At 54.4% G+C, this 24,590-nt stretch carries 21 protein-coding genes; 11 read left to right on the forward strand and 10 right to left on the reverse strand.

The annotated features are described in order from the left end of the window. Positions 1–10: 10 nt before the first annotated feature. Positions 11–2,683: a pyruvate dehydrogenase (acetyl-transferring), homodimeric type gene (gene aceE, locus ACH50O_RS19850; protein ID WP_446809479.1), complete on the reverse strand. Its 2,673-nt coding sequence runs from the start codon at positions 2,681–2,683 to the stop codon at positions 11–13. 287 nt (positions 2,684–2,970) lie between these two features. Between aceE and ACH50O_RS19855 the strand changes: the two genes are divergently transcribed. Then, on the forward strand, positions 2,971–3,549 hold the full coding sequence (locus ACH50O_RS19855; protein ID WP_446809480.1) for a VPLPA-CTERM sorting domain-containing protein: 579 nt from the start codon (positions 2,971–2,973) through the stop codon (positions 3,547–3,549). Between the two features lie 64 nt (positions 3,550–3,613). Here ACH50O_RS19855 and ACH50O_RS19860 read toward each other — a convergent pair whose 3' ends face one another. Both ACH50O_RS19860 and ACH50O_RS19865 read right to left on the reverse strand, forming a co-directional pair. Then, entirely contained in the window at positions 3,614–5,743 is a 2,130-nt protein-coding gene (locus ACH50O_RS19860) for a retention module-containing protein (protein ID WP_446809481.1), read from the reverse strand. A gap of 108 nt (positions 5,744–5,851) precedes the next feature. Continuing rightward, the gene (locus tag ACH50O_RS19865) at positions 5,852–7,456 is read right to left on the reverse strand and encodes a protein adenylyltransferase SelO (protein WP_446809482.1); all 1,605 of its coding nucleotides are present in this window, start codon (positions 7,454–7,456) and stop codon (positions 5,852–5,854) included. Between the two features lie 110 nt (positions 7,457–7,566). Between ACH50O_RS19865 and bamE the strand changes: the two genes are divergently transcribed. Next, complete coding sequence (gene bamE, locus ACH50O_RS19870; protein WP_446809483.1) at positions 7,567–7,911, forward strand: outer membrane protein assembly factor BamE domain-containing protein; 345 nt, start codon at positions 7,567–7,569, stop codon at positions 7,909–7,911. 12 nt (positions 7,912–7,923) lie between these two features. Then, the gene (locus ACH50O_RS19875) at positions 7,924–8,865 is read left to right on the forward strand and encodes a peptidoglycan DD-metalloendopeptidase family protein (protein WP_446809484.1); all 942 of its coding nucleotides are present in this window, start codon (positions 7,924–7,926) and stop codon (positions 8,863–8,865) included. Between the two features lie 31 nt (positions 8,866–8,896). Here ACH50O_RS19875 and ACH50O_RS19880 read toward each other — a convergent pair whose 3' ends face one another. Together ACH50O_RS19880 and ACH50O_RS19885 are read right to left on the reverse strand one after the other, a co-directional pair. Beyond that, complete coding sequence (locus tag ACH50O_RS19880) at positions 8,897–11,140, reverse strand: PAS domain S-box protein (protein ID WP_446809485.1); 2,244 nt, start codon at positions 11,138–11,140, stop codon at positions 8,897–8,899. 136 nt (positions 11,141–11,276) lie between these two features. Then, positions 11,277–12,482, reverse strand: coding sequence for an MFS transporter (locus ACH50O_RS19885; RefSeq protein WP_446809486.1), 1,206 nt, complete (start codon positions 12,480–12,482; stop codon positions 11,277–11,279). Positions 12,483–12,649: 167 nt separating this feature from the next. Between ACH50O_RS19885 and ACH50O_RS19890 the strand changes: the two genes are divergently transcribed. Further along, positions 12,650–13,432 (forward strand): dienelactone hydrolase family protein, encoded by a 783-nt coding sequence (locus ACH50O_RS19890; protein ID WP_446809487.1) that lies wholly within the window; start codon positions 12,650–12,652, stop codon positions 13,430–13,432. A gap of 9 nt (positions 13,433–13,441) precedes the next feature. Here the strand turns inward: ACH50O_RS19890 and ACH50O_RS19895 are convergent, their stop codons facing one another. Then, a complete protein-coding gene (locus tag ACH50O_RS19895) occupies positions 13,442–14,125 on the reverse strand; it encodes a TetR/AcrR family transcriptional regulator (protein ID WP_446809488.1) in 684 nt (227 codons plus the stop codon). A 140-nt stretch (positions 14,126–14,265) separates the two neighbouring features. On the opposite strand from ACH50O_RS19895, the gene ACH50O_RS19900 reads away from it, so the two are divergent. Continuing rightward, positions 14,266–15,444 (forward strand): efflux RND transporter periplasmic adaptor subunit, encoded by a 1,179-nt coding sequence (locus ACH50O_RS19900; protein WP_446809489.1) that lies wholly within the window; start codon positions 14,266–14,268, stop codon positions 15,442–15,444. Positions 15,445–15,447: 3 nt separating this feature from the next. After that, positions 15,448–18,498: an efflux RND transporter permease subunit gene (locus ACH50O_RS19905; RefSeq protein WP_446809490.1), complete on the forward strand. Its 3,051-nt coding sequence runs from the start codon at positions 15,448–15,450 to the stop codon at positions 18,496–18,498. A 32-nt stretch (positions 18,499–18,530) separates the two neighbouring features. On the opposite strand, the gene crp is transcribed toward ACH50O_RS19905, so the two are convergent. Continuing rightward, a complete protein-coding gene (gene crp / locus ACH50O_RS19910) occupies positions 18,531–19,184 on the reverse strand; it encodes a cAMP-activated global transcriptional regulator CRP (RefSeq protein WP_446809491.1) in 654 nt (217 codons plus the stop codon). 128 nt (positions 19,185–19,312) lie between these two features. Here crp and ACH50O_RS19915 point away from each other — a divergent pair, with 128 nt between their 5' ends. Together ACH50O_RS19915 and speD are read left to right on the forward strand one after the other, a co-directional pair. Next, positions 19,313–19,732 carry an OsmC family protein gene (locus tag ACH50O_RS19915; protein ID WP_446809492.1) on the forward strand — a complete coding sequence of 140 codons (420 nt, stop codon included), beginning with the start codon at positions 19,313–19,315 and terminating at the stop codon, positions 19,730–19,732. Between the two features lie 4 nt (positions 19,733–19,736). After that, positions 19,737–20,516 carry an adenosylmethionine decarboxylase gene (speD, locus tag ACH50O_RS19920; RefSeq protein WP_036277248.1) on the forward strand — a complete coding sequence of 260 codons (780 nt, stop codon included), beginning with the start codon at positions 19,737–19,739 and terminating at the stop codon, positions 20,514–20,516. Positions 20,517–20,576: 60 nt separating this feature from the next. Here speD and ACH50O_RS19925 read toward each other — a convergent pair whose 3' ends face one another. From ACH50O_RS19925 to apaG, 3 genes are all read right to left on the reverse strand, one after another. Next, a complete protein-coding gene (locus ACH50O_RS19925; RefSeq protein ID WP_446809493.1) occupies positions 20,577–20,897 on the reverse strand; it encodes a periplasmic heavy metal sensor in 321 nt (106 codons plus the stop codon). A gap of 91 nt (positions 20,898–20,988) precedes the next feature. Continuing rightward, positions 20,989–21,819, reverse strand: a complete 831-nt coding sequence (locus tag ACH50O_RS19930) for a symmetrical bis(5'-nucleosyl)-tetraphosphatase (RefSeq protein WP_446809494.1) — start codon at positions 21,817–21,819, stop codon at positions 20,989–20,991. Next, complete coding sequence (gene apaG, locus ACH50O_RS19935) at positions 21,819–22,196, reverse strand: Co2+/Mg2+ efflux protein ApaG (RefSeq protein WP_192392664.1); 378 nt, start codon at positions 22,194–22,196, stop codon at positions 21,819–21,821. Before apaG ends, ACH50O_RS19930 begins: the two co-directional genes overlap by 1 nt. A 71-nt stretch (positions 22,197–22,267) precedes the next feature. Here apaG and ACH50O_RS19940 point away from each other — a divergent pair, with 71 nt between their 5' ends. From ACH50O_RS19940 to ACH50O_RS19950, 3 genes are all read left to right on the forward strand, one after another. Continuing rightward, entirely contained in the window at positions 22,268–22,786 is a 519-nt protein-coding gene (locus ACH50O_RS19940) for an ankyrin repeat domain-containing protein (RefSeq protein WP_446809495.1), read from the forward strand. Positions 22,787–22,867: 81 nt separating this feature from the next. Next, the gene (mpl, locus tag ACH50O_RS19945) at positions 22,868–24,238 is read left to right on the forward strand and encodes a UDP-N-acetylmuramate:L-alanyl-gamma-D-glutamyl-meso-diaminopimelate ligase (RefSeq protein WP_446809496.1); all 1,371 of its coding nucleotides are present in this window, start codon (positions 22,868–22,870) and stop codon (positions 24,236–24,238) included. A 3-nt stretch (positions 24,239–24,241) separates the two neighbouring features. Then, positions 24,242–24,529 carry a SelT/SelW/SelH family protein gene (locus ACH50O_RS19950; protein WP_446809497.1) on the forward strand — a complete coding sequence of 96 codons (288 nt, stop codon included), beginning with the start codon at positions 24,242–24,244 and terminating at the stop codon, positions 24,527–24,529. Positions 24,530–24,590 lie beyond the last annotated feature (61 nt).

Genomic DNA, 24,590 nt, shown 5'->3' on the forward strand with positions numbered 1-24,590 from the left:
GTCTCTTCCGTTATATCAACCAAGGAGCGGTTGCGTCAGGGTTGATGTTGTATTTAGCAATTGCTACCTCGACTTTGGCGGCATCAAATTCGCCGGCTTGCGCCAGACTGTGCAATGCGGCGACAGTAACGTGGTACCTGTCCACCTCGAAGAAACTACGCAAATTGGCGCGAGTGTCGGAACGGCCAAAACCGTCGGTACCTAATACTGTGTAAGACCGTTTTACCCAAGGCCGAATCTGTTCGGCGAATACGCGCATGTAGTCGGTGGCGGCAACGATCGGACCCTTGGTGCTATCCAGGCAATGCTCGATATGCGTCACGCGCGGTTTTTCGGTCGGATGTAAACGGTTCCAGCGTTCGCAAGTTTGGCCGTCTCGGCCCAGTTCGGTAAAGCTTGGGCAGCTCCAAATATCGGCGTCCACGCCCCAGTCGTCGTGCAGCAGTTTGGCGGCAGCTATCACTTCGATAAATATGGTGCCGGAGCCCAGCAATTGCACGCGCGGCTTTTTGCCGTTCGGACCTTTTTTGAACAAATACATGCCTTTCAGAATGTCGGCTTCCGCGCCTTCCGGCATGGCCGGCTGGTCGTAGTTTTCGTTCATCAGGGTGATGTAATAGAAAATGTCTTCCTGTTCGACATACATGCGGCGCAAGCCGTCCTGAATGATCACGGCCAGTTCGCAAGCGAAGGTAGGATCATAGGAATAGCAATTTGGCACGGTGGCCGACATCAAGTGACTATGGCCGTCTTCGTGCTGCAAACCTTCGCCGTTCAAGGTGGTTCTGCCGGCGGTGCCGCCGAGCAGGAAGCCGCGGGTGCGTTGATCGGCCGCGGCCCAGATCAGGTCGCCGACGCGCTGGAAGCCGAACATCGAGTAATAGATGAAGAACGGAATCATCGGTACGCCATGCGTCGAATAGGCGGTACCGGCCGCGATCCAATCGCACAGACCGCCCGCTTCGTTAATGCCTTCCTGCAACACTTGGCCGTGCTTATCTTCCTTATAAAACATCAACTGTTCAGCGTCTTGCGGCGTATAGAGCTGGCCAACCTGCGACCAGATACCCAGTTGACGGAACATACCTTCCATGCCAAAGGTGCGTGATTCGTCCGGCACGATAGGCACGACGCGTTTGCCGATCTGTTTGTCCTTGACCAGAATGTTCAGGATGCGGACAAAGGCCATCGTAGTGGAAATTTCATGGCCTTCGCCGGTGCCTTCCAATAGCGTTTTGAACGCGGACAGGGCCGGGACTTCCAATGGGTAGGACTTGGTGCGGCGAGCCGGCAGATAACCGCCCAGATCGACGCGGCGCTGACGCAGGTAATTCAGTTCGGCGGAGTCCTCCGCGAAACGCAGGTAAGGCAGGTTGATCAATTCTTCGTCGCTGACCGGCAATTGATAACGGTCGCGGATGTATTTGATCGATTCCATGCTCATCTTTTTCTGTTGATGGCTGGTGTTTTGCGCCTGGCCGGAGTCGCCCATTCCGTAACCTTTAATGGTTTTAGCCAGAACCACGGTCGGTTGGCCGGTATGGTTAACCGCCGCGTTGAATGCGGCGAAAACTTTGATCGGGTCGTGGCCGCCACGATTCAGTTCCCAAATATCGCGGTCGGTGTAGTCTTTCACCAGTTCCTGCAACTCCGGGGTGTTAAAGAATTTTTCCCGGACATAGGCGCCGTCCTTGGATTTGAAAGTTTGATAGTCGCCGTCGACGCATTCCATCATGCGTTTGACGACCAAGCCATCCTTGTCGCGAGAGAGGATGGCGTCCCAGCGCCGGCCCCAGATCACTTTAATGACGTTCCAGTTGGCGCCGCGGAAGTTACCCTCCAACTCTTGGATGATCTTGCCATTACCGCGTACCGGGCCGTCCAGACGTTGCAGGTTGCAGTTGACGACGAAAATCAGGTTATCCAGTTTTTCGCGGCCGGCCATGCCGATCGCACCCAAGGTTTCCGGTTCGTCGGTTTCGCCGTCGCCCAAAAAGGCCCAGACTTTACGGCCTTCGGTGTTGGCAAAACCGCGATTTTGCATATAACGCATGAAGCGGGCTTGGTAAATCGCCATGATCGGGCCCAGACCCATCGATACGGTGGGGAATTGCCAGAAGTCAGGCATCAACCAGGGGTGTGGATAAGACGACAAGCCGTTGCCGCCGACTTCTTGTCTAAAGCTGTCCATTTGTTCTTCGCTCAAACGGCCTAGCAAGAAGGCGTGAGCGTAAGTACCCGGTGCGGAATGGCCTTGCGAGAAAATCAGGTCGCCGCCGTGTTTATCCGAAGGCGCGTTCCAGAAATGGTTTTGACCGACGTCGTATAAGGTGACGGCGGACGCGAAACTGGCGATATGGCCGCCGACATTGGTGTATTTGTTGGCGCGCAACACCATCATCATTGCATTCCAGCGTACGTAAGAGCGGATGGTGCGCTCGATGTCGGTATTGCCGGGGAATTTGGGTTGTCGATCGATTGGGATGGTATTGATGTAAGGCGTATTGGCAGAGAACGGAATGTCCATGCCGGCTTGTCTGGCGGTACTGAGCAGAGTTTCAATCAGAAAGCTGGCGCGATCGCCGCCTTCTTTTTCTATTACCGCTTGCAGCGCCTCCATCCATTCTAGGGTTTCAGCAGGATCAATATCGTGTCTTGCGGCAATATCGGTATTGTTGGTCATTACGGAACCTTGGAAAACGTTGGATTAGCTTAAAAAGGATACCCGAAATGGCCGGTTTGAGCATATTTTTTTAGCAATTTAGCGCCAGCCCGTCGGGCTGGAATGCAGGCGGAATCCTGCCAAAATACAAAAAAGTGAAAGGATATGGTTTCTGTGCGCGAGGGAAGGCATCAGGCTCAAACCGGATTGATTTGGATTTATTGTTTTTCAGCCCTTAAGTACAGGTGGCTTTGCAATCCGACATAACGTAAAATTTGCGTCAGTGCTCATTTTTTAAAGGAAGTCTGATGCGAAACCGCTTAGTGAAATCTGTCGTTGCCTTGTTTCTTTCTGCAGCAAGCTTACAAGCAAGCGCTGATGTGGTGACTTTTAGTTCGCAAGAGTTTCAGCAGACTGCAAACGGTCAGAGTTTCATCTTTACGATTGAGAATGCGCCTCTTGCCGCCCTCGTGGACGGCTCTTTGTTTATCCATGCTCGCGGCGACTATAGCGAAAATTCCGACATTGAAAACATTGCGTTCAGTATCGACGGTGTTTCATTTCCAGACAAGGCATCCCCTTACGACGGAGCTACTGTAACCCAAAGTTATCATCCAGACGTCGTGGAATGGAGCCAAGAGTTTTTGTTAAACGGTTCGGATTTGGTTAATTGGACCAACGATCAAAAAATTGTCATTACCTTGGCATTAAGCTCGGACGTGGAATACAACCTTTTTGCCGGCGGCGAAACAGCCTTGCATCCGCCTTTTGTTCAGGCGACTTTAATTTATACGACCTCTGCCGTGCCTTTGCCGGCCGCAACTTGGTTATTCTTGAGCGGTTTGGTTGGTATGATAGGTTACGGCAGGCAGCGCCGATCAAACTAATCCTGCGCGCATCCAACTAACAGTAAAACCGGCTTAGGCCGGTTTTCTTATTTGCGTTGGACGCTCAGTGCACAACGACGCTATCTGGATGTTGCAATTCGGGCAATACGTTAGTGATGTGAGTGTTTAACAGTGCGCCAGTATCGACGGTGAAATGACTGCTGACGCTATCCCCGTCGCCATCCGTAGCGACAAAGCCAAAATTTAACTGCAAATTCTGAGCGCCGGGGGGCGTATATTTTAGTCCGCCGATCTCAAATTTGCCCGCGCTCACTTCTATTTTCAGCGTATCGTAACCGCCGGCGACGTTGATGGTGGGAGTCAAGCCGCCGCTGGCGGGTGCAACAACGTTGGATCTGCTGCCCACGACATCGCCATCCTTATATGCCGTCCACGTAAACCTATCCGGGCCGGATTGATCGACATTGAATTCGTTAAGCTGAACGGCATTGACTACAGAACCGAATTTAAAAGTAATAGCTTCAGCTCTGTCCAGCGCGCCATCGCTAACACCGATATGGTGTGTCGGGCTTAGGACCAGATTCGTCCCTTCTACCAGCAGGGAGGCGCCAACGGCGATTTGTCCGGCAGATACACTGCTGGCATTGTCAAAATTCAGGGTAACAGCTGTCGGGGCTGGCATGTCCAATACGTCGTATAGCGTCAGCTTATAATCGCCCGCTGGGCCGTCGACGGTCGGCAATAGCGAAAATACCATGCGATCACCGGCTAAGTCCGCAATGCTATTGGTTTCAGTGCCTTTATCGACAAACGCATAAATCTCATCCAATCTACTGTCTGTTGAATGGAATATTTTAATGGTCACTTCATCCGACCGAGACATTAAGGGGCCATTCAAGTTTTCCAGTCTTACCGCCCCGAATCCGTCAAAGCCCAGGTCGTAAGCAATTAATCCAGACAAAGGCTGACCGCCGACGATGTCTTGAATCTGGCCGTTACTATTTGTCACTGTCGGTCCATCGTCAAAAACATTTGCGGTAAAGGTCGTGTTGGCAATGCCACCATTGTGATCGGTTAAGGTGGCTGAAAATGTAAAGTCAATAGGCGCCGAGCCGGACTCCGGGCCAGCCGAGTTGGTGTGAGTCAAGGCTTTCTGTAAGGTAAAGGTATAAGTATCGTTACTGACCGTGACCTGATAAGAGCCGTCGTTGGCTGTCAAGGTTTGCGTATCTGTATGCCAAGTTGCGCCGTCGGCTGACAATACAACCGATGTCGGCACGTGGCCGTTGATCCGTAGCACGCCGGATTCGGTCGGCAGTGGGGTTGCCGTCTGGCTCTCGTCCACAATCACATTGCTCACGGTAACTACCGGAATATAACCAATACTGACCGTGGCTGGGTTGGATGTTAAACCAAGATTGTCGGCCACAGTGTAAGTGATAGGCGTCGGATTGCCCTGGAAGCCGGCTTCCGGTGTAAAGGTAATCGCTCCGGTCGTGGTGTTGATGCTCCAAGTACCTTCGCCGGTTACCACTAAAGGTTGGCCCGGACCGATGGCTGCGCCATCAGGACCTAAGATCTGAACGCTGGTGGGATTGAGGCTGCCGTCCGGATCTCTGTCGTTATTTAATACATTGATGGTAACGATGCTGCCGGGCGTATTGCCTAGCGAACTATCGTTTTCGGCTATCGGCGCTAAGTTTCCCGAGATAACGGCGCTTTGGCGCGGATTCAAGATCAGAACTTCGGGGACAATCGGCGTAAATGCGATGCTAGGCCCGGTGGTATCGAAACCGTTGGTAACAGGGGCTACGGGATTGAGATATTCGACCGTTACGGGGACGTGGCCTTCGTTACCTGCTCCCGGCGCGCCGCCAGCCGCGGGTGCTCCCGCAGCGGTAGCTTCTGCGATTGCGGTAGGATCGGCGCCGGCTAATAAGGCGGCCTGAATTTCCTCGGCGCTTGGCCCGGCCGGCGGCGTGTTTTGCGCGGCCGCAGCCGACAATTGGTTTTGTTCCGCCAGCGCGGCGCTAAGCTGCATGCTATCGTTGCCGCCCATATCCACCAGGGAACCGTTGGCCAGTTGTATCATCACCGTGCTGCCGTCGGCCGTGGTCAAGAGATCGGTTGGGTAAACGCTGTCGCCAACCTGCAAAATTCGTTTACTGCCGTCGGCGGCGAGTGCGGTAACTGTGCCGGTGACAATTTTAACGATACCGATTTCTTGGGCCATGCTCTGCTCCGGAGATTATGCCAAACAACGAGATTTAGAAAGGCAATAATAAGCTACTTTCAATGAGTTGACATAGTACCTTGGTTCGAAATTAGCCGAGATGCGTCGTTAGGAGCTACAAGACAACGTGGAACAGCCGGCGCGTTGCTTGGCCCAGTCCGGGCGTTTGGCGGCAAAATCCGCTTTATCGGCTTGCTCCGAATAAGGGTTCCGCAGCAGATCCAACAACTCCCAAACCATGGCAAAATCGCCCTGCTCGGCTTGGTCAATCGCCATCTGCGCCAGATAATTGCGTAACACATATTTGGGATTGGCCGCATTCATCGCGGCGCGGCGAGCTTGTTGAGGCTGGCCATCACGTTGGCTGCGGGATCGATAACTTACGAACCAAGCCTTGGCCAGTTCGACGGTGTCATCGTTTAACGGCTCGTAACTAGTCTGTTGCATCAGTAGCAAAAACGCCGGTAACGAGTCGCTGCCCAGGGTAAAGTCAATATCGGCCAGTTGCCGGAAAAACAAGGTCATGTCGGTTTCGGCGGCCTGCAATAACTGAAATAAATTGCTAGTCAGCGCTTCGTCCTCGCCGGGTGTGAAAGCGAGTAAACCCAGCTTGGCGGCCATCATGGCTTGCCAGCCGGCGTCATAAGTTTCGGTATACGCCAGCAGGGCCTGCTGCAAGCTCTCAGCCCGCATGATCAATGGATACAAGGCGTTGGCAAGTTGCACCAGATTCCAATAAGCAATCTTGGGTTGGTTGCCGAAGCGGTAGCGCCGGCCTTGCGCGTCCGTCGTATTTGGTGTCCAGTCCGGATCGTAATTTTCCAACCAGCCATAGGGGCCGTAATCGATGGTTAGACCCAGGATGGACATGTTATCGGTGTTCATAACCCCGTGCACGAAACCGACCCGCTGCCAGTGCACGATCATCTCGGCGGTCTTGCGGCAGACTTCCTCAAACCAACGTAGATAAACCGGAATCGACGGTTCGCCCAACTCAGGAAAGTCGGTCCGGATGGTGTAATCGACCAGTTTTTTCAGGGAGTCCAAATCGTCGCGCGCCGTAAAAATTTGAAAACTCCCGAAGCGGGTAAACGATTGCGCGACCCTGCAGACCACCGCGCCGGCTTCCAGTTGCGGATTGCCGTCGTAAAACATGTCGCGCGCCACTTGTTGGCCGGTCAGAATCACACTTAGAGCGCGGGTAGTCGGTACGCCGAGATGGTGCATCGCTTCGCTGCACAAAAATTCGCGTATCGACGAACGCAGCACCGCTAGACCGTCGGCGCTGCGCGAATAGGGCGTCACGCCGGCGCCTTTTAATTGCAAGGTGTAGCGTTGCCGACGACTGTTGACGACTTCTCCGAGGTTGATGGCCCGGCCGTCGCCGAGCTGTCCGGCCCAATGGCCGAACTGATGTCCGCCGTAACACATCGCATAAGCTTCCATGCCTTTTGCCAAGCGGCTGCCGGCGAATACCCGGCAAAAATCCTCCGACTCGCAGCTAGCGGCGGATAGATCCAAATCGTCCGCCACTTCCCGTGAATAGGCAACCAGCCGCGGTTGTTTGGCCGGCGTCGGTAATGCCCATGAATAACAGGCGGAATAAACCTGGCGCCGAAAATTATCCGGTTCGGGATCGCCAGGCAACTCGCGGACGAAACGATTGTCGAAGTTCAGATTATCGAGGGCGGAATTGTCGTTTTCGGTAGGCATGAGGACATTCTATCTGTGGCTAAAAAATTTTCGAATCGCGGCTGGAACCGGCTAAGATAGGCCACTAACAGCGAGTTTATATCAATCAACTTTTCAATCAGGGAATACAAATGAAAAATTTTCTTGCAAAACGCGGACCACGTGCCGTTAGCTTTAGTTCACTGCTGTTGGTCGCCAGCCTCGCGACAACGCAGTTAACCGGCTGCTTTACCGTCGGTCAAGAGTTTTCGCCGGTCAGAGTGCCGGAAATCAAAGTGGGGCAAACTCGTAAGCAAGATATTACCGAAATGTTCGGTACCCCTTGGCGCACAGGCATGGAAGACGGTAAGCCTACCTGGACTTACGGCATTTACAAATACGCCTTATTCGGCGGTAACGATTCCCAGGATTTACTGATTCGCTTCGATGCGCAAGGCGTAGTGCGATCCTACACCTTTAGCTCTACTCGTAAATAACTGCGGTGACCGGTGTTTGCGCGCCGAGTTTTAGCGATTTCGCTATTGCTGGTGTCTAGTGCCGGTGTAGCGAAAAAACTTTACAAATATCAGGATGCCCAAGGCGATTGGCATTACACGGATCAGCCGCCAAGCGCAGAACAGCCCGCGGAAGTTAGACAGTTAAAAGCTACAAGTTCGCGGCGGGTTTGGCTGGAAAAAAACGCCGACCCGGCCCGTCCGGGGTTCTTTGCCAGAAACGCGTATCCGGGCCCCATCGAACTGGCAGTGGATTGGCGCGAGCGGGAAAACGTCAGCGCATACCCGGATTTGCCGCAGCGCTTCGTCGTTGAGTCCGGACAATCCGCGAATCTGTTTGCGATCGTTCCCAACCAAAGAGCCGGGTCTTATCGGGTAAATCTGCAATACAGTTATGTGATCGGTCGGCCATTACCGGATTATGTTAGCCAAACGCTTTATAAGCCGCCTCTGCCTGCCGGCGGGCAGTTTCAAATCACTCAAGCCTTTCATGGTGCTTACAGCCATAACGATCAGCAGAACCGCTATGCGGTAGACATTATGATGCCGGTGGGTACGCCGATTTACGCAGCCCGCGGCGGTATCGTGCTGGAAGTGGAAAACGACTTTACCGGTAACGGCACCGAACAAGCTTATGCCGGCAAGGCCAATAGCATTCGTATCTTGCATGAAGACGGTTCCATGGCGGTTTATGCGCATTTGGCCTTGGAAACGGCGCAAGTCCGTCCGGGCTTAACCGTGGACGCGGGGCGGCTGATCGGTTATTCCGGCAATACCGGTTTAACGACCGGTCCGCATCTGCATTTTGCGGTGCAGATTAACCGCGGCATGGAGTTGGTGTCGATACCTTTCCAATTTGCCGATGCGGAGGGCCGGGCCGTGGAGCCGCAGTTAGGCGTATGGCTATCCGGAGCCGCGCCGTTCGCCGGAAATTAACCATAAACGGGCTGACGCCATGCCCGATCTATCAGCAAGCAGTCTTGTTATCGGATGTATATAAGCTGTAGCAGCCGCGACCGGCGCATTTGGCTTGATACATGGCGTTGTCGGCATTTTTCATCAAGGTATTGGCATCGAGACCGTCGGTTGGATATAAGGCAATGCCTACGCTGGAGGAAATATCCAACCGGTGTTGCTGTATCAGAAATGGCTGTTTGAGGCTTTCTAGGATATTTTCGGCAACAGCCGTTGCGGCTGATTCGTCCAGCTGGGCGAGTAATACCACAAACTCGTCGCCCCCCAGGCGCGAAACGGTGTCGGATTCGCGCTTTACGCAGGCTTGCAACCGAATCGCCACTTCTTTCAGCAATAAGTCCCCGATATCGTGGCCGAAGCTGTCGTTAACGGGTTTGAACTTATCCAGGTCCAGATACAGTAAGGCCAGCATGCTTTGTTCGCGCCTGGCCTGGGCGATGGCTTGATGCAGACGATCCATCAGCAGGATGCGATTGGGCAGATCGGTGAGCGCATCATGGTGAGCCAGATGATGGACGTGTTGTTCTATGGCTTTGCGTGCCGTGATGTCCATCATAGCGCCGACATAATGGGTGATCGCGCCGTCGGCGCCTTTAACGGCACTGATGGTCAGCCATTCCGGAAATATATTGCCGTTCTTGCGCCGATTCCATATTTCGCCTTGCCAGCCGCCCTTGCTGTCGATCGATTTCCACATTTCCGCAAAAAACAGCGCATCATGCATGCCGGAATTGAGCAAGTTGGTTTTTTGTCCTATCGCTTCCTCGCTGGCGTAGCCGGTGATTTCGGTGAACGATTTATTCACTTTTAAAATCACGGTTGCGGCGTCGGCGATCATCATGCCTTCCTGTGACTCGAAAGCGGTTGCGGCTATCCGAAATTCGGTGTCCAGGCGCTTACGTTCGCTAATGTCTTGGGCAAAGGTAAAACTCAGCGCCGAGCCATTGTGCGCAATGTAATGGCAAGTGAGATCGACCGGAAAAATCGTGCCATCCTTACGTCGATGGCGGCTTTCGTGATTGACGACTTTGTTGGCGCGCAAGCGCTCCCATATAGTCGACCAGGCACAGGCGGAGAGGTCCGGGTCGAATTCCCACGGCTTCATGCCAATTAATTCCTCCCGCGAATAGCCTAAGGTCTGACAAGCGTAATCGTTGACATAGGTCACCATGCCTTGCGGATCGAGGCAGAAAAAAGCGGTTCTGCTTTTGTCGACCATGGTTTTGGTCAGCCATAACTCGTTTTCGATTTTTTTCAGCTCGGTAATATCGTCGTATACCCCCAAAACCCCGACAGTTTCGCCAAGACTGTTCCGCAAAGGCGCTTTTGATGTTCGCAACAGAATTTCCCCGCCATCGGGGGTGGTTTGGGGTTCTTCGTACGCCAGCTTGGGCAGATTCAATTGCATTACCAAACGATCGTCGGCGCGGTAACTTTCAGCCTGGTCGCGCCAGGACAACTCACTATCGACTTTGCCGATGATGTCTTCGGCCTCGGTCAGGCCGCAATCGCGGGCAAACTGCGAGTTGCAGCCGAGATAGCGCGATTGCGGATCTTTCCAAAACACCCGCATCGGTATGGTTTCAATCACCAATTGCAACAGACTACGCGACTCGGCAAGTGCGTTCATGGCGGCGATGCGTTTGGAAATATCGTATAGCAGTACCAGTTGTAATTGACGGTCGGCCCTTCCTATCCGCGTTGCGGAGGCTATGACGTGTTTATTCAGGCCGTTTTTGCACCGGACCTCGATTTCCATGGGCTGGAATTCAAGGTCGTTATTATCCAGGTGCCGTTGCCATTCCTCGCCAACCTTCAAACGGTAGGCGGGATCGGGGAAGGCTCGCAGACGCCACTCGGATATGTTGGGAATATCCTGGATTTCGTAACCGAAGATCTTGGTAAATTCCGGATTCAGTATCTGGATATTGCGTTCTTCGTCGAACAATGCCAGCGGCACCGGTATTGCTGAGACAATGGTGTTTAGCTGAGTGTTATCGTCCTTCAAGCCGGCCAAATGGTCCAGAAAGAAAATGATCATGGCGCAGATCAAAGAAGCTGCAATCAGCGAAGCGACCAAGCCGGTCAGGAGATAGTCGAAGCTGATTTGGCCTTTCAACAGCAAATCCATCAAGGCGACGACGGATTCGGTGAGTACCGTGGCCAGAAAAACCGAAATCAGCCAAAGACGGAATCTAGTTAAGTGTTGTAAACGGCTGAGAAGGATGTGATTCAAACTAGGCTTCAAATACTTATATGGCTGAAGGGTTCAGTCATTTGCTGGGAATTTGTAGGCGAAAGCTTACATTGTTGTCAGCTCTTTTCAAAACTTTTTGGGTATTTTTCCTGTTTTGACTGGGGGCTTATCCATATTAATTTTTGTCATCCGCACCACATCGGTGGTGGGTGAGGAGGATGAACAGCGCTATTACACAAAATCCCGCGCCGGCAAAAAATGTAAACTCGGCACCGTAGTTGTCCCAGAGTAAACCGGCCAATATGCTGGCAAACAGCATGGCGATACCGCCCACCAAATTGAAAAAACCGTAAGCAGTGCCGCGCAGATCGGCCGGCGCGGTATCCGCCACCATTTTTGCCAGCAAGCCTTGGGTCATACCCATGTGTACGCCCCATAAAGCCACGCCGGCAATCACTATCGGCGTATCCGCGCTGCTTGCCAATACCAAATCGGCGGCGATCAGCACCAGCAAGCCCCAAGCCAGTAATTTGCGGTGTCCCATGCTGTCGGATAGTCTGCCGAACGGGAATGCCGTGGCGGAATAAACGACATTCATTGCCACCATTGCCAAGGGCACTAAGGCGATGGGCATGCCGCCCTGTTGGGCTCGCAATACCAAAAATGCTTCGCTAAAACGCGCGAGCGTAAACACCGCACCTAATACAACCACCCACCAATAAGCGCTGCTTAAGCGTCGCAGATTGGTGCGCTTGATCGGATTGCCGTGCTGTGACCGGCGCAAATGCTTGGGCTCTTGCACACCGAACAGCAACATCAAGACCGATAATGCGCCAGGGATAACCGCTACCCAAAATACTGCCCGAAAATCGTTAGTCCAGCATAGCATCAGTGCTACCGCCAGCAACGGCCCAAGAAAAGAGCCGACCGTATCCAGCGATTGCCGTAAACCGAAAGCCGCGCCGCGAATTTCCGGCGGGGTGATGTCGGCTACCAGCGCATCGCGCGGCGCACCGCGAATACCTTTGCCGACCCGATCCAATAAGCGCGCCGTCAAGACCATGCCGCTACTGCCGGCAATCGCAAATAAGGGTTTGGTCAAGGCTCCCAGGCTATAGCCTATTAAGGCCAGGCTTTTGCGTTTGCCCAGATAATCGCTGATCACCCCGGAAAAAACCTTGACGATCAATGCCGTGGCTTCCGCCGCGCCTTCGATCAGACCAATGCTTAAGCTGCTGGCATGCAGCGTAGTCAGCATGAACACCGGTAGCAGGCTGTGGATCATTTCCGAGGAAATATCCATCAACATGCTGACGAAGCCCAAGGCCCAAACGCCTTTCGGGATTTGCCGCCAAATCGGCCGCGGACCGTTAGATTTCATAAATTCGTCTTTTCTGATAGGTGGAAAGTAAGGCGATTAAAGCTCGGGGTCTAGTTTGCTGCAAAACCAAACGCTATGCTGAAAATATCTTTTATCGCGTCGGAGATTGACAACAAGGGTTACCGGTGTAACGGTAGCCGGATTTTTATTGGCGAGAGGTTTTCATAATGCGTTATTTATTGTGCTTGGCTTTATGTTTCAGCTCCGGTGTGCAAGCGGCCCTGCATGAGCAGGCTGTAAGCTATACAGCCGGCGATACCACGATGCAGGGCTATTTGGTCTGGGATGACGCCAAGGGCGATAAGCAACCCGGCGTGCTGGTGGTTCATGAATGGTGGGGCTTGAACGATTACGCCAAGCAGCGTGCGAAGATGCTGGCGGAATTGGGATATACCGCGCTGGCGGTCGATATGTACGGGGACGGCAAGTCCAGCGAACATGCTGCCGAGGCTTCGGCATTTATGGCTAGTGTCGTGGAGCGGGCCGGCGTTTCGCAGCAACGCTTCGCGGCGGCCGAAGAATTCTTGCGAAAGCAGCCCGGTGTCGATTCGGGCAAAATCGCGGCAATTGGCTATTGTTTCGGCGGCGCGACCGTGTTGAACATGGCGCGATCGGGTGCCGACCTGGCGGCCGTGGTGAGTTTTCACGGCAATCTGTCCACGCAAACCCCGGCTCGGGCCGGGCAAGTGAAGGCGCGAATATTGGTGCTGAACGGTGCCGCAGACGAATTCGTTAGTGCGGACAGCATAGCCGCGTTTGAACAAGAAATGACGCAAGCCGGTGCCGATTACCGTTTCGTGAACTATCCCGGCGTACGGCACGGTTTTAGCAATCCGGACGCGGACCGGTTGGGTAAGGCCAATAACTTGCCGATCGCCTACGACGCCGGCGCGGACAAACAATCCTGGGAAGCGATGAGGCAGTTGTTTCGCGAGGTTTTTAAGAAATAACCCAACCAGTTAGTTGGCGGCGGTTGGTGCGTAGGCCCGCATAAACACACTGACGGCGCGTTCGACCACCGCTTTCACTTCTTTGGGTTTCAATTCTCGGCGGGCATTGAATAAACCCGGCTCGAATACCTCCGATTCCAGCAGGCCGCGAAAGTGTGCGGCAACGACGCGAGAATCCGCCTGACGCAACTGGCCGGTATCCATGGCTTGCTGGAAAAATTGCGCGGTAAATTGCATGCCTTTGGCCGGACCGTTTTCGTAAAACAAACGTCCGGCTTCCGGTTGATTGGCGACGGCGGCGATCAACATGCGCCGGGCGGCCAAGCTTTTCAATGTCAGAAAATTACTTAATACGCCTTCGCCGAAACGTTGCAGCGTAGCCGCCAGATCGTCGGACGGTTGCAATAAGCTCAACACTTGGTTGACTTGATTCGGCAGCATGCCGGATGTTGTATCGCTACCGCCCGGCATCAGCAGCGAAAATAACTTCTCGCTGTGGTGGTTGGCGGAACGGCGCGCCAATTCCAGAAATAGCTGTTCCTTGGAGGTGAAGTAATTGTAAAGCGTGGCCTTGGAGTGGCCGGCGGTGGCGGCGATTTCCGCCATTGTCGCGTGCTCGAACCCTACCCGTTCAAACACTGTTTTCGCCGCATCGAGAATGGCTTGGCAACGTTCCTCGCTTTTTTTTCTCATTGAACCTCTCTTATTTGAACTTGTCGGTACAGTTTTGTTTGACAGTCCGATTTTGCCGGCTATATTCTAAACCGAATGGTTTAGTTTTGAATTGTCATATAAACTCGTTCCCGTGTAAACGTTCACCGAGATGTGTTGTCATGAAGACCCCCCTGACGAGCTTCGTTAACCGAGCCGGCTTTCACTCGCAACGCGGCATTGCTCGCGATTTATTACTTGCCTTTATTTTTTTGGCTTTGGCGGCATTTGCCACGCTGTTAGTCTGGCCGGACCAGTCGGTAAACTCGAGCGCGGCGGCGCAAACGCCAGCGACGGCTTTGACGGTTACGCGGGCTGTTCCGCAATGGCGGCAATGGCCGATGCTAATCGAGGCCTCCGGAACGATTACGGCCTGGCAGGAAGCGGTTATAGGCGCACAGCAGGCTGGATTGCGCTTGATCGAAGTGAGTGCCAACGTTGGCGATCAGGTTAGGCGCGGTCAGCTTTTGGCGCGTTTCGATGCGGATATGCTGCGTGCCGATCTGGCGCAATTGCGTGCCAATTTGGCCCAAGCACAGGCGGGTGCGGCTCAGGCCGAAACCAACAGGCAACGGGTTTTGAAACTAAAAAATGCCGCCACTCTCAGCCAGCAAGAACTGTTGCGCTACGAAACCGAGGCCGAAACTTCGCGGACGCAGGTGGATGCGATCAAGGCGCAATTGGCTGCCAAGCAGTTGCAATTGTCTTATGCCGAAGTGCGCGCCCCCGACGACGGCGTGGTCAGTGCGCGGCAGGCTACCTTGGGTGCGGTGGCCGGCAGCGGTCAGGAATTGTTTCGCTTGATTCGGCAGAATCGTTTGGAATGGCGCGGCGAATTGACCGCCGCGCAGATGGCGCAATGCCAGACCGGCCAAAAAATTCAACTCAGCCTGCCGGACGGCGGCAGCGCGGACGCCACCGTCCGGCAATTGGCGCCGGCGCTGGACGAACAATCGCGGCTCGGCATCGTCTATGCCGACATCCTGCCCGGCAGTCGGGCTCGAGCCGGCATGTACGCCAACGGCCGTATCGTATTAACGCAAAGCCCGGCGCTGACGGTGCCGGCCGCCAGCCTGGTGATTCGCGACGGCCGCAGTTATGTGCTGAAACTGCAAAGCGATGCCGATACCGCGCCGGTCAGCTTAACGGCTGTGAGTGCCGGCCGGCGGCAAGGGGCGGAGATTGAAATCGTTCAAGGCTTGCGTGAGGCCGACCGCGTAGTGGTGGAGGGTGCCGGCTTTCTGAATGACGGCGATCTGGTGCATATCGCACCGCAAGCGGCTGCCGGCAAAGAGAGTTGATGCATGAGTTTTGCCTCTTGGTCGATTCGCAATCCCATTCCGTCGATTTTACTGTTTATCTTGCTGTCTCTCGCCGGTTTGCGCGGCTTGCAGCAACTGGCGATTCAAAGCCTGCCGGATCTGGATTTACCCAGCGTTATCGTTAAGCTCAATCAACCGGGCGCCGCGCCGGCCCAACTCGAAACCGAAGTCGCGCGCAAAGTCGAAGATTCGATTGCCACCCTATCCGGTTTGAAGCATATCCGCACCTCGATTACCGACGGCTTGGTGCAAATCAATGTCGAATTTATTCTGGAGAAAAAACTCTCGGATGCCTTGATCGAAACCAAGGATGCGGTCGACCGGGTGCGTTCCGACCTACCCGCCAGCGTTTTACAACCCAGTGTCAGCGCGGTGACGGTGGGCGGCGCGCCGATTTTGACCTATGCCATCGCCTCTAGCAAACTCAACGAAGAAGCCTTGTCCTGGTTCGTGGACGACAGCGTCGGCAAAACGCTGTTTGGGTTGGCGGGGGTCGGCCGTTTCGAGCGTTTGGGCGGTGTACAGCGCGAAATTCAGGTGGAAGTCGATCCGGTGCGGCTGGTTTCGCTCGGGGTGACGGCCACGGACGTTTCGCGTGCGTTGAAGCAGGTGCAACAAGAGTCATCGGGCGGCCGGGGTAATCTGGGTTTGGCGGAACAATCGGTAAGAACCCTGGCAACGGTGCGGCAAGCCGAAGAGCTGGCGGTATTGCCGGTGGCGATAGCCAACGGCCGCGAGGTAAGGCTGGATCAAATCGCTACGGTTCGCGATACCAACGCGGAGCGCACCCAGCTAGCTTTGCTGGACGGCAAGCCGTTAATCGGTTTTAACATCTATCGGGCCAAGGGTTACGACGAAACCCGCATCGCCGCGGATGTGGAGCAGGCGTTGCAACGTATGCGTCAAGCCGACGATTCGCTAAGTTTCACCCTGATTTCCGGTTCGGTCGCGTATTCGCAGGAGCAATACGACGGCTCGATGAATATGCTGTACGAGGGCGCGCTGCTGGCGGTGTTGGTGGTGTGGTGGTTTTTGCGCGATTGGCGGGCCACCCTGGTATCGGCTTCCGCCTTGCCCCTGTCGATTTTGCCGACGTTCGCGGCCATGCATTGGCTGGGCTTTTCCTTGAACATGCTGACCATGCTGGCTTTGGCTATCGTAGTCGGCATTTTGGTGGACGACGCGATCGTCGAGATCGAAAACATCGCCCGGCACGTAAGAATGGGCAAGACTATCCGCCAAGCTGCCGCCGAAGCGGTCGATGAAATTGCGCTGGCGGTCATTGCCACCACTCTGACACTGGTGGTGGTGTTTATGCCTACGGCGCTGATGAGCGGTATTTCCGGCATGTTTTTCCGGCAATTCGGCTGGACGGCGGTCGTGGCGGTGTTGGCGTCGTTGTTAGTAGCCCGCCTGCTGACGCCGATGTTGGCGGCTTATTTGCTTACCGAAGGCCATCATCCCGCGACGGAAGACGGCAGGCTGATGCCGGGTTATCTAAAAGCCGTGCGATGGACGCTGGGCCACCGCAAAACCACAATGCTGCTATCTACCTTGTTTTTTATCGGCGCCTGCGGCTTATTGCCGTTGATTCCGGCCGGATTCGTGCCGCCCGCCGATCGCGGCTACACGACGGTGCATTTTGAGTTGCCGCCCGGCAGTTCGATAAACGATGCCGGTCGCATTGCCGAAGCGGCGCGAGCCGTGTTGCAACCGCTGGCGGGCGTCGAGCATGTGTTTACCGCAGTCGGCAGCAGCCAAATCGTCGGCGGCGGTGTCACCAGACCGGGTGAGCAGCGCAAGGGGGCGTTGACCTTGACTTTGAGCGGGCGCGGACAACGGCCTCACCAATCCGCGATTGAACAAGCTGTGCGGGTGGCGTTGCGCGAGGTGCCCGGTGCGCGTTTTTCGATAGGGGTCGGCGGTCCCGGCGAAAAAATGTCTTTAATTCTATCCAGCGACAACGCGGCGGCGTTAAAAGCCGGTGCGCAGGCGCTGGAGCGCGATTTGCGAGGCGTTAGCGCCTTGAGCGGCATCAATTCCACCGCCAGTCTGGAACGGCCGGAAATCGCGATTCGGCCGGACTGGCGGCGCGCTGCAGAATTGGGCGTTACCGCCGAACTGATCGGCGAAACGGTGCGCATCGCCACCAGCGGCGATTTCGACGCGCAGTTGGCCAAATTGAACTTGGATAACCGCCAACTCGGGATTCGGGTGCGGATGGCCGATGCGGCGCGCCAGGATATGCAGGTGCTGGCTAATTTACGGGTTAGGGCCGGCAGCGAGTTGGTGCCTCTGTCCAGCGTTGCCGAAATTGCGTTAGCCAGCGGCTCCGCGCAAATCGACCGATACGACCGCCGCCGTTACGTCACCGTCAATGCGGAGCTGGGCGGGCTGTCCTTGGGTAAGGCTCTGACGGAGGCTAAAACCTTGCCTGCCGTATTAAACCTGCCGTCCAGCGTGAAACTGATCCGTACCGGCGATGCCGAAATTATGAACGAATTGGCCGGCGGTTTTGGTATGGCGATGCTGACCGGTTTGCTGTGCGTGTTTTGCGTGCTGGTATTGCTGTTCAAGGATTTCTTTCAGCCCTTGACCATCTTGTCGGCAATACCCTTGTCGATGGGCGGTGCGTTTGTTGCGTTGTTGCTGACCGGCGGCGAGTTGAATATTCCGTCGATGATCGGTTTGATCATGTTGATGGGCATCGTTACCAAAAACTCGATTTTGCTGGTCGAATATGCGTTGTTGGCGATGCGCGAGCAAGGCTTGAGCCGGCACGAGGCCTTGCTGGATGCGTGTCATAAACGGGCCAGACCGATTGTGATGACTACGGTGGCGATGATTGCCGGCATGTTGCCGATTGCCTTGGGTTGGGGCGCCGACGCCAGCTTTCGCCAGCCGATGGCGGTGGCGGTGATTGGCGGTTTGCTCAGCTCGACTTTGTTAAGTCTGCTGGTGGTGCCGGTGGTGTTTACCTATGTCGACGGCGCCCGCCAAAGTCTGGCTCTGCGTTTTACAGGGCAAGGCTAAGGGGCGAAGATATTCGCCCCTGCAACGGCACCTCAGCGGGTGCCGAATACCACAATGGTTTTGCCGTGGGCGGTGATCAAGCCTTTGTCTTCCAGCTCTTTCAATACCCGGCCAGCCATCTCTCTGGAACAGCCGACAATACGGCCGATTTCCTGCCGGGTGATATGCAATTGCATGCCGTCCGGATGGGTAATCGCGTCGGGTTCCTTGGCCAGATCCAGCAGGGTGCGGGCGATACGGCCTTCCACGTCCATAAACGCCAAATCGCGGTATTTGCGGCTGGTGATCAGCAAACGGGTCGATAGCTGTTCGCCGAGCACGGTCAAAATCTCCACGGCCTGATCGCGCAGTTCGGCGTTCAGCAGTACTTTGAAGCGTTCGTAGCCGATTTCCGCCATTTGGCATTTGGTACGGGTTTTAACAAGTACGCTACGGGTCTCGGCGTTTTTGAACACACCGATCTCGCCGACGAAATCGTGTTTGTTCAAATACGCCAGGATCAGTTCGCGGCCTTCCTCGTCCTCGACGCTGACGCTGACCGAGCCGTCGACCACAAACAACAGTTTGTCGCCGACATCGCCGGGGCGCACGATGGTGATTTTGGCTGGATAACTTCTGACATGACAGAAGCGTAAAAAGGCGTCCAGGGCGGATGGTGAAATCTTGTTTTGTTTAACAAAGCTCATAATTTGTAATAATTCTGTGAACTAGATTGGTTACCCTATCAAGGTGCAGTAGTTTTACAAAAAAATCAAGACATTTGACGGGTTCGTTGTAAAATTCGCGACAATTTTGATTTTGGTTGGGATTTAGCATGCACGCAACAATTAAATGGGTCGACGGCAGGTTGTTCGTCGGCGAGTCCGGTAGCGGACACACGGTGGTGATGGACGGGCCGCCGGATCATGGCGGACGCAATTTAGGCGTACGGCCGATGGAAATGTTGCTGCTGGGTTTGGGCGGCTGTTCATCGTTCGACGTGGTGGATATTTTGCAAAAGGGCCGCCATGAGATTGTGCATTGCACGACCGAACTTACTGCGGAGCGGGTGGATACGGTGCCGGCCGTATTCAGCAAAATTCATATACATTTCAAGGTCACCGGTAAGAATTTGGCGGCGGCAGCGGTGGAGCGGGCGGTAAAATTGTCCGCCGAAAAATATTGTTCGGCCTCAATAATGTTGGGCAGGGCCGGTGTGGAAATAACGCATGATTTCGAAGTTTTAGAGGGTTGATCGGTTGAGCAAATTACAGTTACACGGGTTTAATAACCTGACCAAATCGTTGAGTTTCAACATTTACGACGTTTGCTACGCGCCGAAAGAGCAGGAAAAAGCCTACATCGAATATATCGACGAAGCCTATAACGCCAAACGCTTGACCCAGATTTTAAAAGACGTGGCCAATATCATTGGCGCGCAGATTTTGAATATCGCCCACCAGGATTACGACCCGCAGGGTGCCAGCGTAACGATGCTGATTTCCGAGGGCGCGGTGATCCCGGCCGGCATGAACTCCGAGTCGCCAGGCCCCTTGCCCGACACGATTTTGGCGCATTTGGACAAAAGCCACATCACAGTGCATACCTATCCGGAAAGTCACCCGGATACCGATATTTGTACGTTCCGGGCCGACATCGACGTTTCGACCTGCGGCCAGATTTCGCCGCTGAAAGCATTGAATTATCTGATTCACAGCTTCGAGTCCGACATCGTGATCATGGATTACCGGGTGCGCGGCTTTACCCGCGACGTGTCCGGGCAAAAGCATTACATCGATCATAAAATCAACTCGATTCAAAACTACATCGCGGAAAGCACCAAAGAGCTGTACCAGATGATCGATGTGAATGTGTATCAGGAAAATATTTTCCACACCAAAATGATGCTGAAGGAAACCGAGCTGGAAAATTACTTGTTCGAGAAGGAAAGTAATTTCAGCGACGACGAGCAGGAAGAAATTCAGGAAATGCTACAGGAAGAAATGGCCGAAATTTTCTACGGCCGGAATTTCTCTTAAAAATTTCGCTAACGCTATCGACGGCCTCAGCGGTAACAGCTACCGCTGAGGCCGTTTTGTTTATGGGGCTGGCTTACGAGGGGCTTGTTCGCGCATTTGTTCCTGATGTTGCTTGCGCAAATCGTCCATTTTCTGCATTTGTTCCGGGCTTAACACTTCTTTCATCCGGCTGTGCGACTCTTCGTGGATGGCGCGGAATTTTTCGTGCTGCTCCTTAAAAATTGCTTCCAGCTTGATTTTTTGCTCGGGGCTGAGTTGCAGCAGTTTGTTCAAATGTTCGAGTTTGTGATCTACCGGTTGGCCGTAGTCGTTTTCGCCGGGATAGGCGAAGGCGGACAACGGCAAGGCAAGGATGGCGGCGATAAGCAGTATTTTTCGCATTTGTGGTCTCTGATAAAGTTAGTTTGCCGAGCGGAGTGCCCGGTGTGGGCCTGAGTTTGGGTGGATGCCGGCAGGCCGGCAAAGTTCATCCTTATGCAAAAGCCTTGGGATTTTGCACGGCCGCGCAGTCGATACTATGGCGTTTGGGCTGGGCCGACAGTTCCAGCGCTGTCAGTTGTCCGCCCCACAAACAGCCGGTATCTATCGAATAACAGTTGTAACCGTCGAAATAGCCCAAGGTGGACCAATGGCCGAAGATGATCCGCATATCGATACTTTTCCGGCCCGGCACTTCAAACCACGGTATCAAGTGATCGGGTTGGGTGCCGGGGGCGCCCTTGGGGCCGAAATCCATCACCCCGTCCACGGTGCAATAACGCAGCCGGCTGAAGCAATTGATGGCAAAGCGCAGTTTTTCGGTTTTGGGCAGATCTTCGCGCCAGACCACAGGTTTGTTGCCGTACATGGAACGGAAAAAACGTTCGTGATCCGGGCCTTGCATGGCTTGCTCGGTTTCCCGCGCCATCCGTAGCGTGGTGGCAAAATCCCATTGCGGGGGCAGGCCGGCGTGCAGCATGCAAAAATCATCGTTGTGGTGGAACAGGCGCTGATGCCGCAACCAGTGGATTAGCTCGTCGCAATCCTCGGCGCGCATTACCGCCGCCAAGGTGTCCTTTTTACCGGCTTTGCCCAGCGAGACCACCGTGGCGATCAAGTGCAGGTCGTGATTGCCGAGCACGGTAATAGCCGCTTCGCCCAAACTTTTCACAAAACGCAAAGTCTCCAGCGATTTTGGACCGCGATTCACCAAATCGCCGGCCAGCCAGAGTTGGTCCGGGCCGGGTTCGAATTTTATCTGGTCCAGTAAGCGCCGGAACTCGTCGTAACAGCCCTGAATGTCACCAATTGCATAAATTGCCATTAGTGCAGGGTTCTGGGTATCGACAGGGTGAATTTAGGAATGGCTGCGTTAAAATTTTCGCCTGCGTCCGACTGCATTTGATACTTGCCCTGCATCACGCCAACCGGGGTTTCTATCATCGCCGCGCTGGTATAGCGGAACGAGTCGCCGGGGCTGAGATGCGGGTTTTCTCCTACCACGCCTTCGCCGTTCACTTCCTGCACCTTGCCGTTGGCATCGGTGATTAACCAGTGCCGGGTCAGCAATTTGGCTGGAGTGGAACCGACGTTGGTAATGGTGATGGTATAAGCGAACACATAGCGGTTCTGTTCGGGGGACGATTGGGCCTCGATATAATAAGGTTGGGCTTCAACTAAAACTTTGTTTTTTTCGCTCATTGATAGATGATGTAAATCAGTATTTGCCTTATTTCAACCCAACTCATACCCAAACGCAAGCAAGCAATCCTATGAATATCCGCAGATTTCTAAGTGCCGGGCTGATAGCCTTGTCCTTGCAGGCGCTTGCCGAAGATAATAAGGATTTATTTGCCGCTGCGGCCACCGGTAAACTGGAGCGCGTCGAAGCCTTATTGGCGCAAGGTCTGGATGTCAACGGTAAGCTGGAAACCGATCGCACTGCGCTCATGGCGGCCAGTTTTAACGGCAATTTGCGGATTGTCAAGGCGCTGCTGGCCTATGGCGCGGATGTTAATCTGGCCGATAAACTCGGCTCCACCGCGCTAACGGACGCGGTAATGTTCGGCAATGCCGACATCGTAGGCGTGTTGATTGCCGCTGGTGCCAACGTCAATGCCGCCGATAGCCAGAGTGTGAAAATCCTCGATAAGGCCAAAAAGCTCGGCCGGGAAAACATTGTAAAACTGTTAGAGGCGGCCGGCGCCAAGGCTTCGGAAGCCAAAGTCGAAGAAAAAATCGAAGGCGAACCCAAGCCCGCCGAAGCGAAACCGGAAGAAACCAAGAAATGACGCCATGGGCTCAAAACGTAAGGTTCAATCCGAGTTTTGCCCTTGCACCAATTAAACCTCGCTAAACAGCCCAAAGATAGAATGTCACACTCAGAAAAACCACTACACATCCACATCCTCGGCATTTGCGGCACCTTTATGGGCGGCCTGGCCTTAATCGCCCGCGAATTGGGCTACACCGTCAGCGGCTCGGACCAAAATGTTTATCCGCCGATGAGCACGCAACTGGAAGAGCAAGGCATTCGGTTGATGAATGGCTACAAAGCCGAAAACCTGGACTGCAAACCCGATTTGGTGGTGGTGGGTAATGCCATGTCGCGCGGCAATCCGGAAGTGGAAGCCGTGTTAAATCTAGGTTTACCGTATATCTCCGGCCCGCAATGGTTGGCCGAGCACGTGTTGCAGCATAAATGGGTACTGGCTGTGGCCGGTACGCACGGTAAGACCACCACCAGCAGCATGCTGGCTTGGGTACTGGAATATAACGGCTTCAAACCCGGCTTTTTGATCGGCGGGATTCCGTTGAACTTCGGTATCTCCGCCCGCTTGGGCGAGTCGGATTTTTTCGTGATAGAAGCCGACGAATACGACTGCGCCTTTTTCGACAAACGCTCAAAATTCGTTCATTACCGGCCCAGAACCGCGATCTTGAACAACCTGGAATACGATCACGCCGACATCTTTGAAAACCTGGATGCGATCAAAAAGCAATTCCACCATCTGGTGCGAACCATCCCTAGCGAAGGTTTGATCATCGCGCCGGCTTGCGAACAACATGTTACCGATGTGCTGGAAACTGGCTGCTGGACGCCGATTGTGAAGACGGCAATTGACGGCGACGGCGACTGGCAGGCGCAACTGTTAAAAGCCGACGGCAGCAGTTTTAGCGTCAGTTTTGCCGGTGAAGAGCAAGGCGTAGTTGAGTGGACCTTAACCGGCCGCCACAGTGTCTACAACGCCTTGTCGGCCATCGCCGCCGCCCGGCATATCGGCATCGCTCCGGCGTGGGCGATAGCCGCGTTGCAGCAATTTCAAAGCGTAAAACGGCGGATGGAAGTCATCGTCAAAAAAGGCGGCGTCACGGTCTACGACGACTTCGCTCACCACCCAACCGCAATCAAAACCACACTGGACGGCTTACGCCAACAAGTCGGCAACGAAAAAATCCTGGCTATTGTCGAGCCCCGCTCCAACACCATGCGCCTGGGCGTGCATACTCAATCCTTGGCCGAATCCTTGGGTCATGCCGACCGGGCCATCGTTTATCAGCCGGATAATCTGGGTTGGGATTTAAGCCAGTTGCTGAAATACGCTAACAACATCGAGATTTGTAACAGCCTGGAAACTATCATCGCCACCATCAAAGCCCAAGCCGGCGATGTTTGTCACGTGTTACTGATGAGTAACGGCAGTTTCGGTGGCATATACAAACGCCTGCGGAACGAGTTGTAAGCCATGAACCGCGTCGAAATCCGCTACTGCACGCAATGTCGCTGGCTGTTGCGGGCGGCCTGGATGGCCCAGGAGTTATTAAGCACTTTCGAACAGGAACTGGACGAACTGGTGTTACAGCCGGACACCGGGGGCATTTTCGAAGTGCGCGCCAACGGCGAATTAGTCTGGTCCCGCAAGCAGCAAGGCCGGTTTCCGGAGATTACCGAGTTAAAGCAATTGGTGCGCGATCAAATCGCTCCGGAACGCGACCTGGGGCACGCCGACCAAAAAGGCCCGAGCCGCGGTTAAACCGAGCCCATTATCGAATCTCGTTCTGGTTCCCCCGCTCCTGCATGGGAAATTCAGAGCG

The sequence above is a fragment of the Methylomonas sp. 2BW1-5-20 genome, from assembly GCF_052474515.1.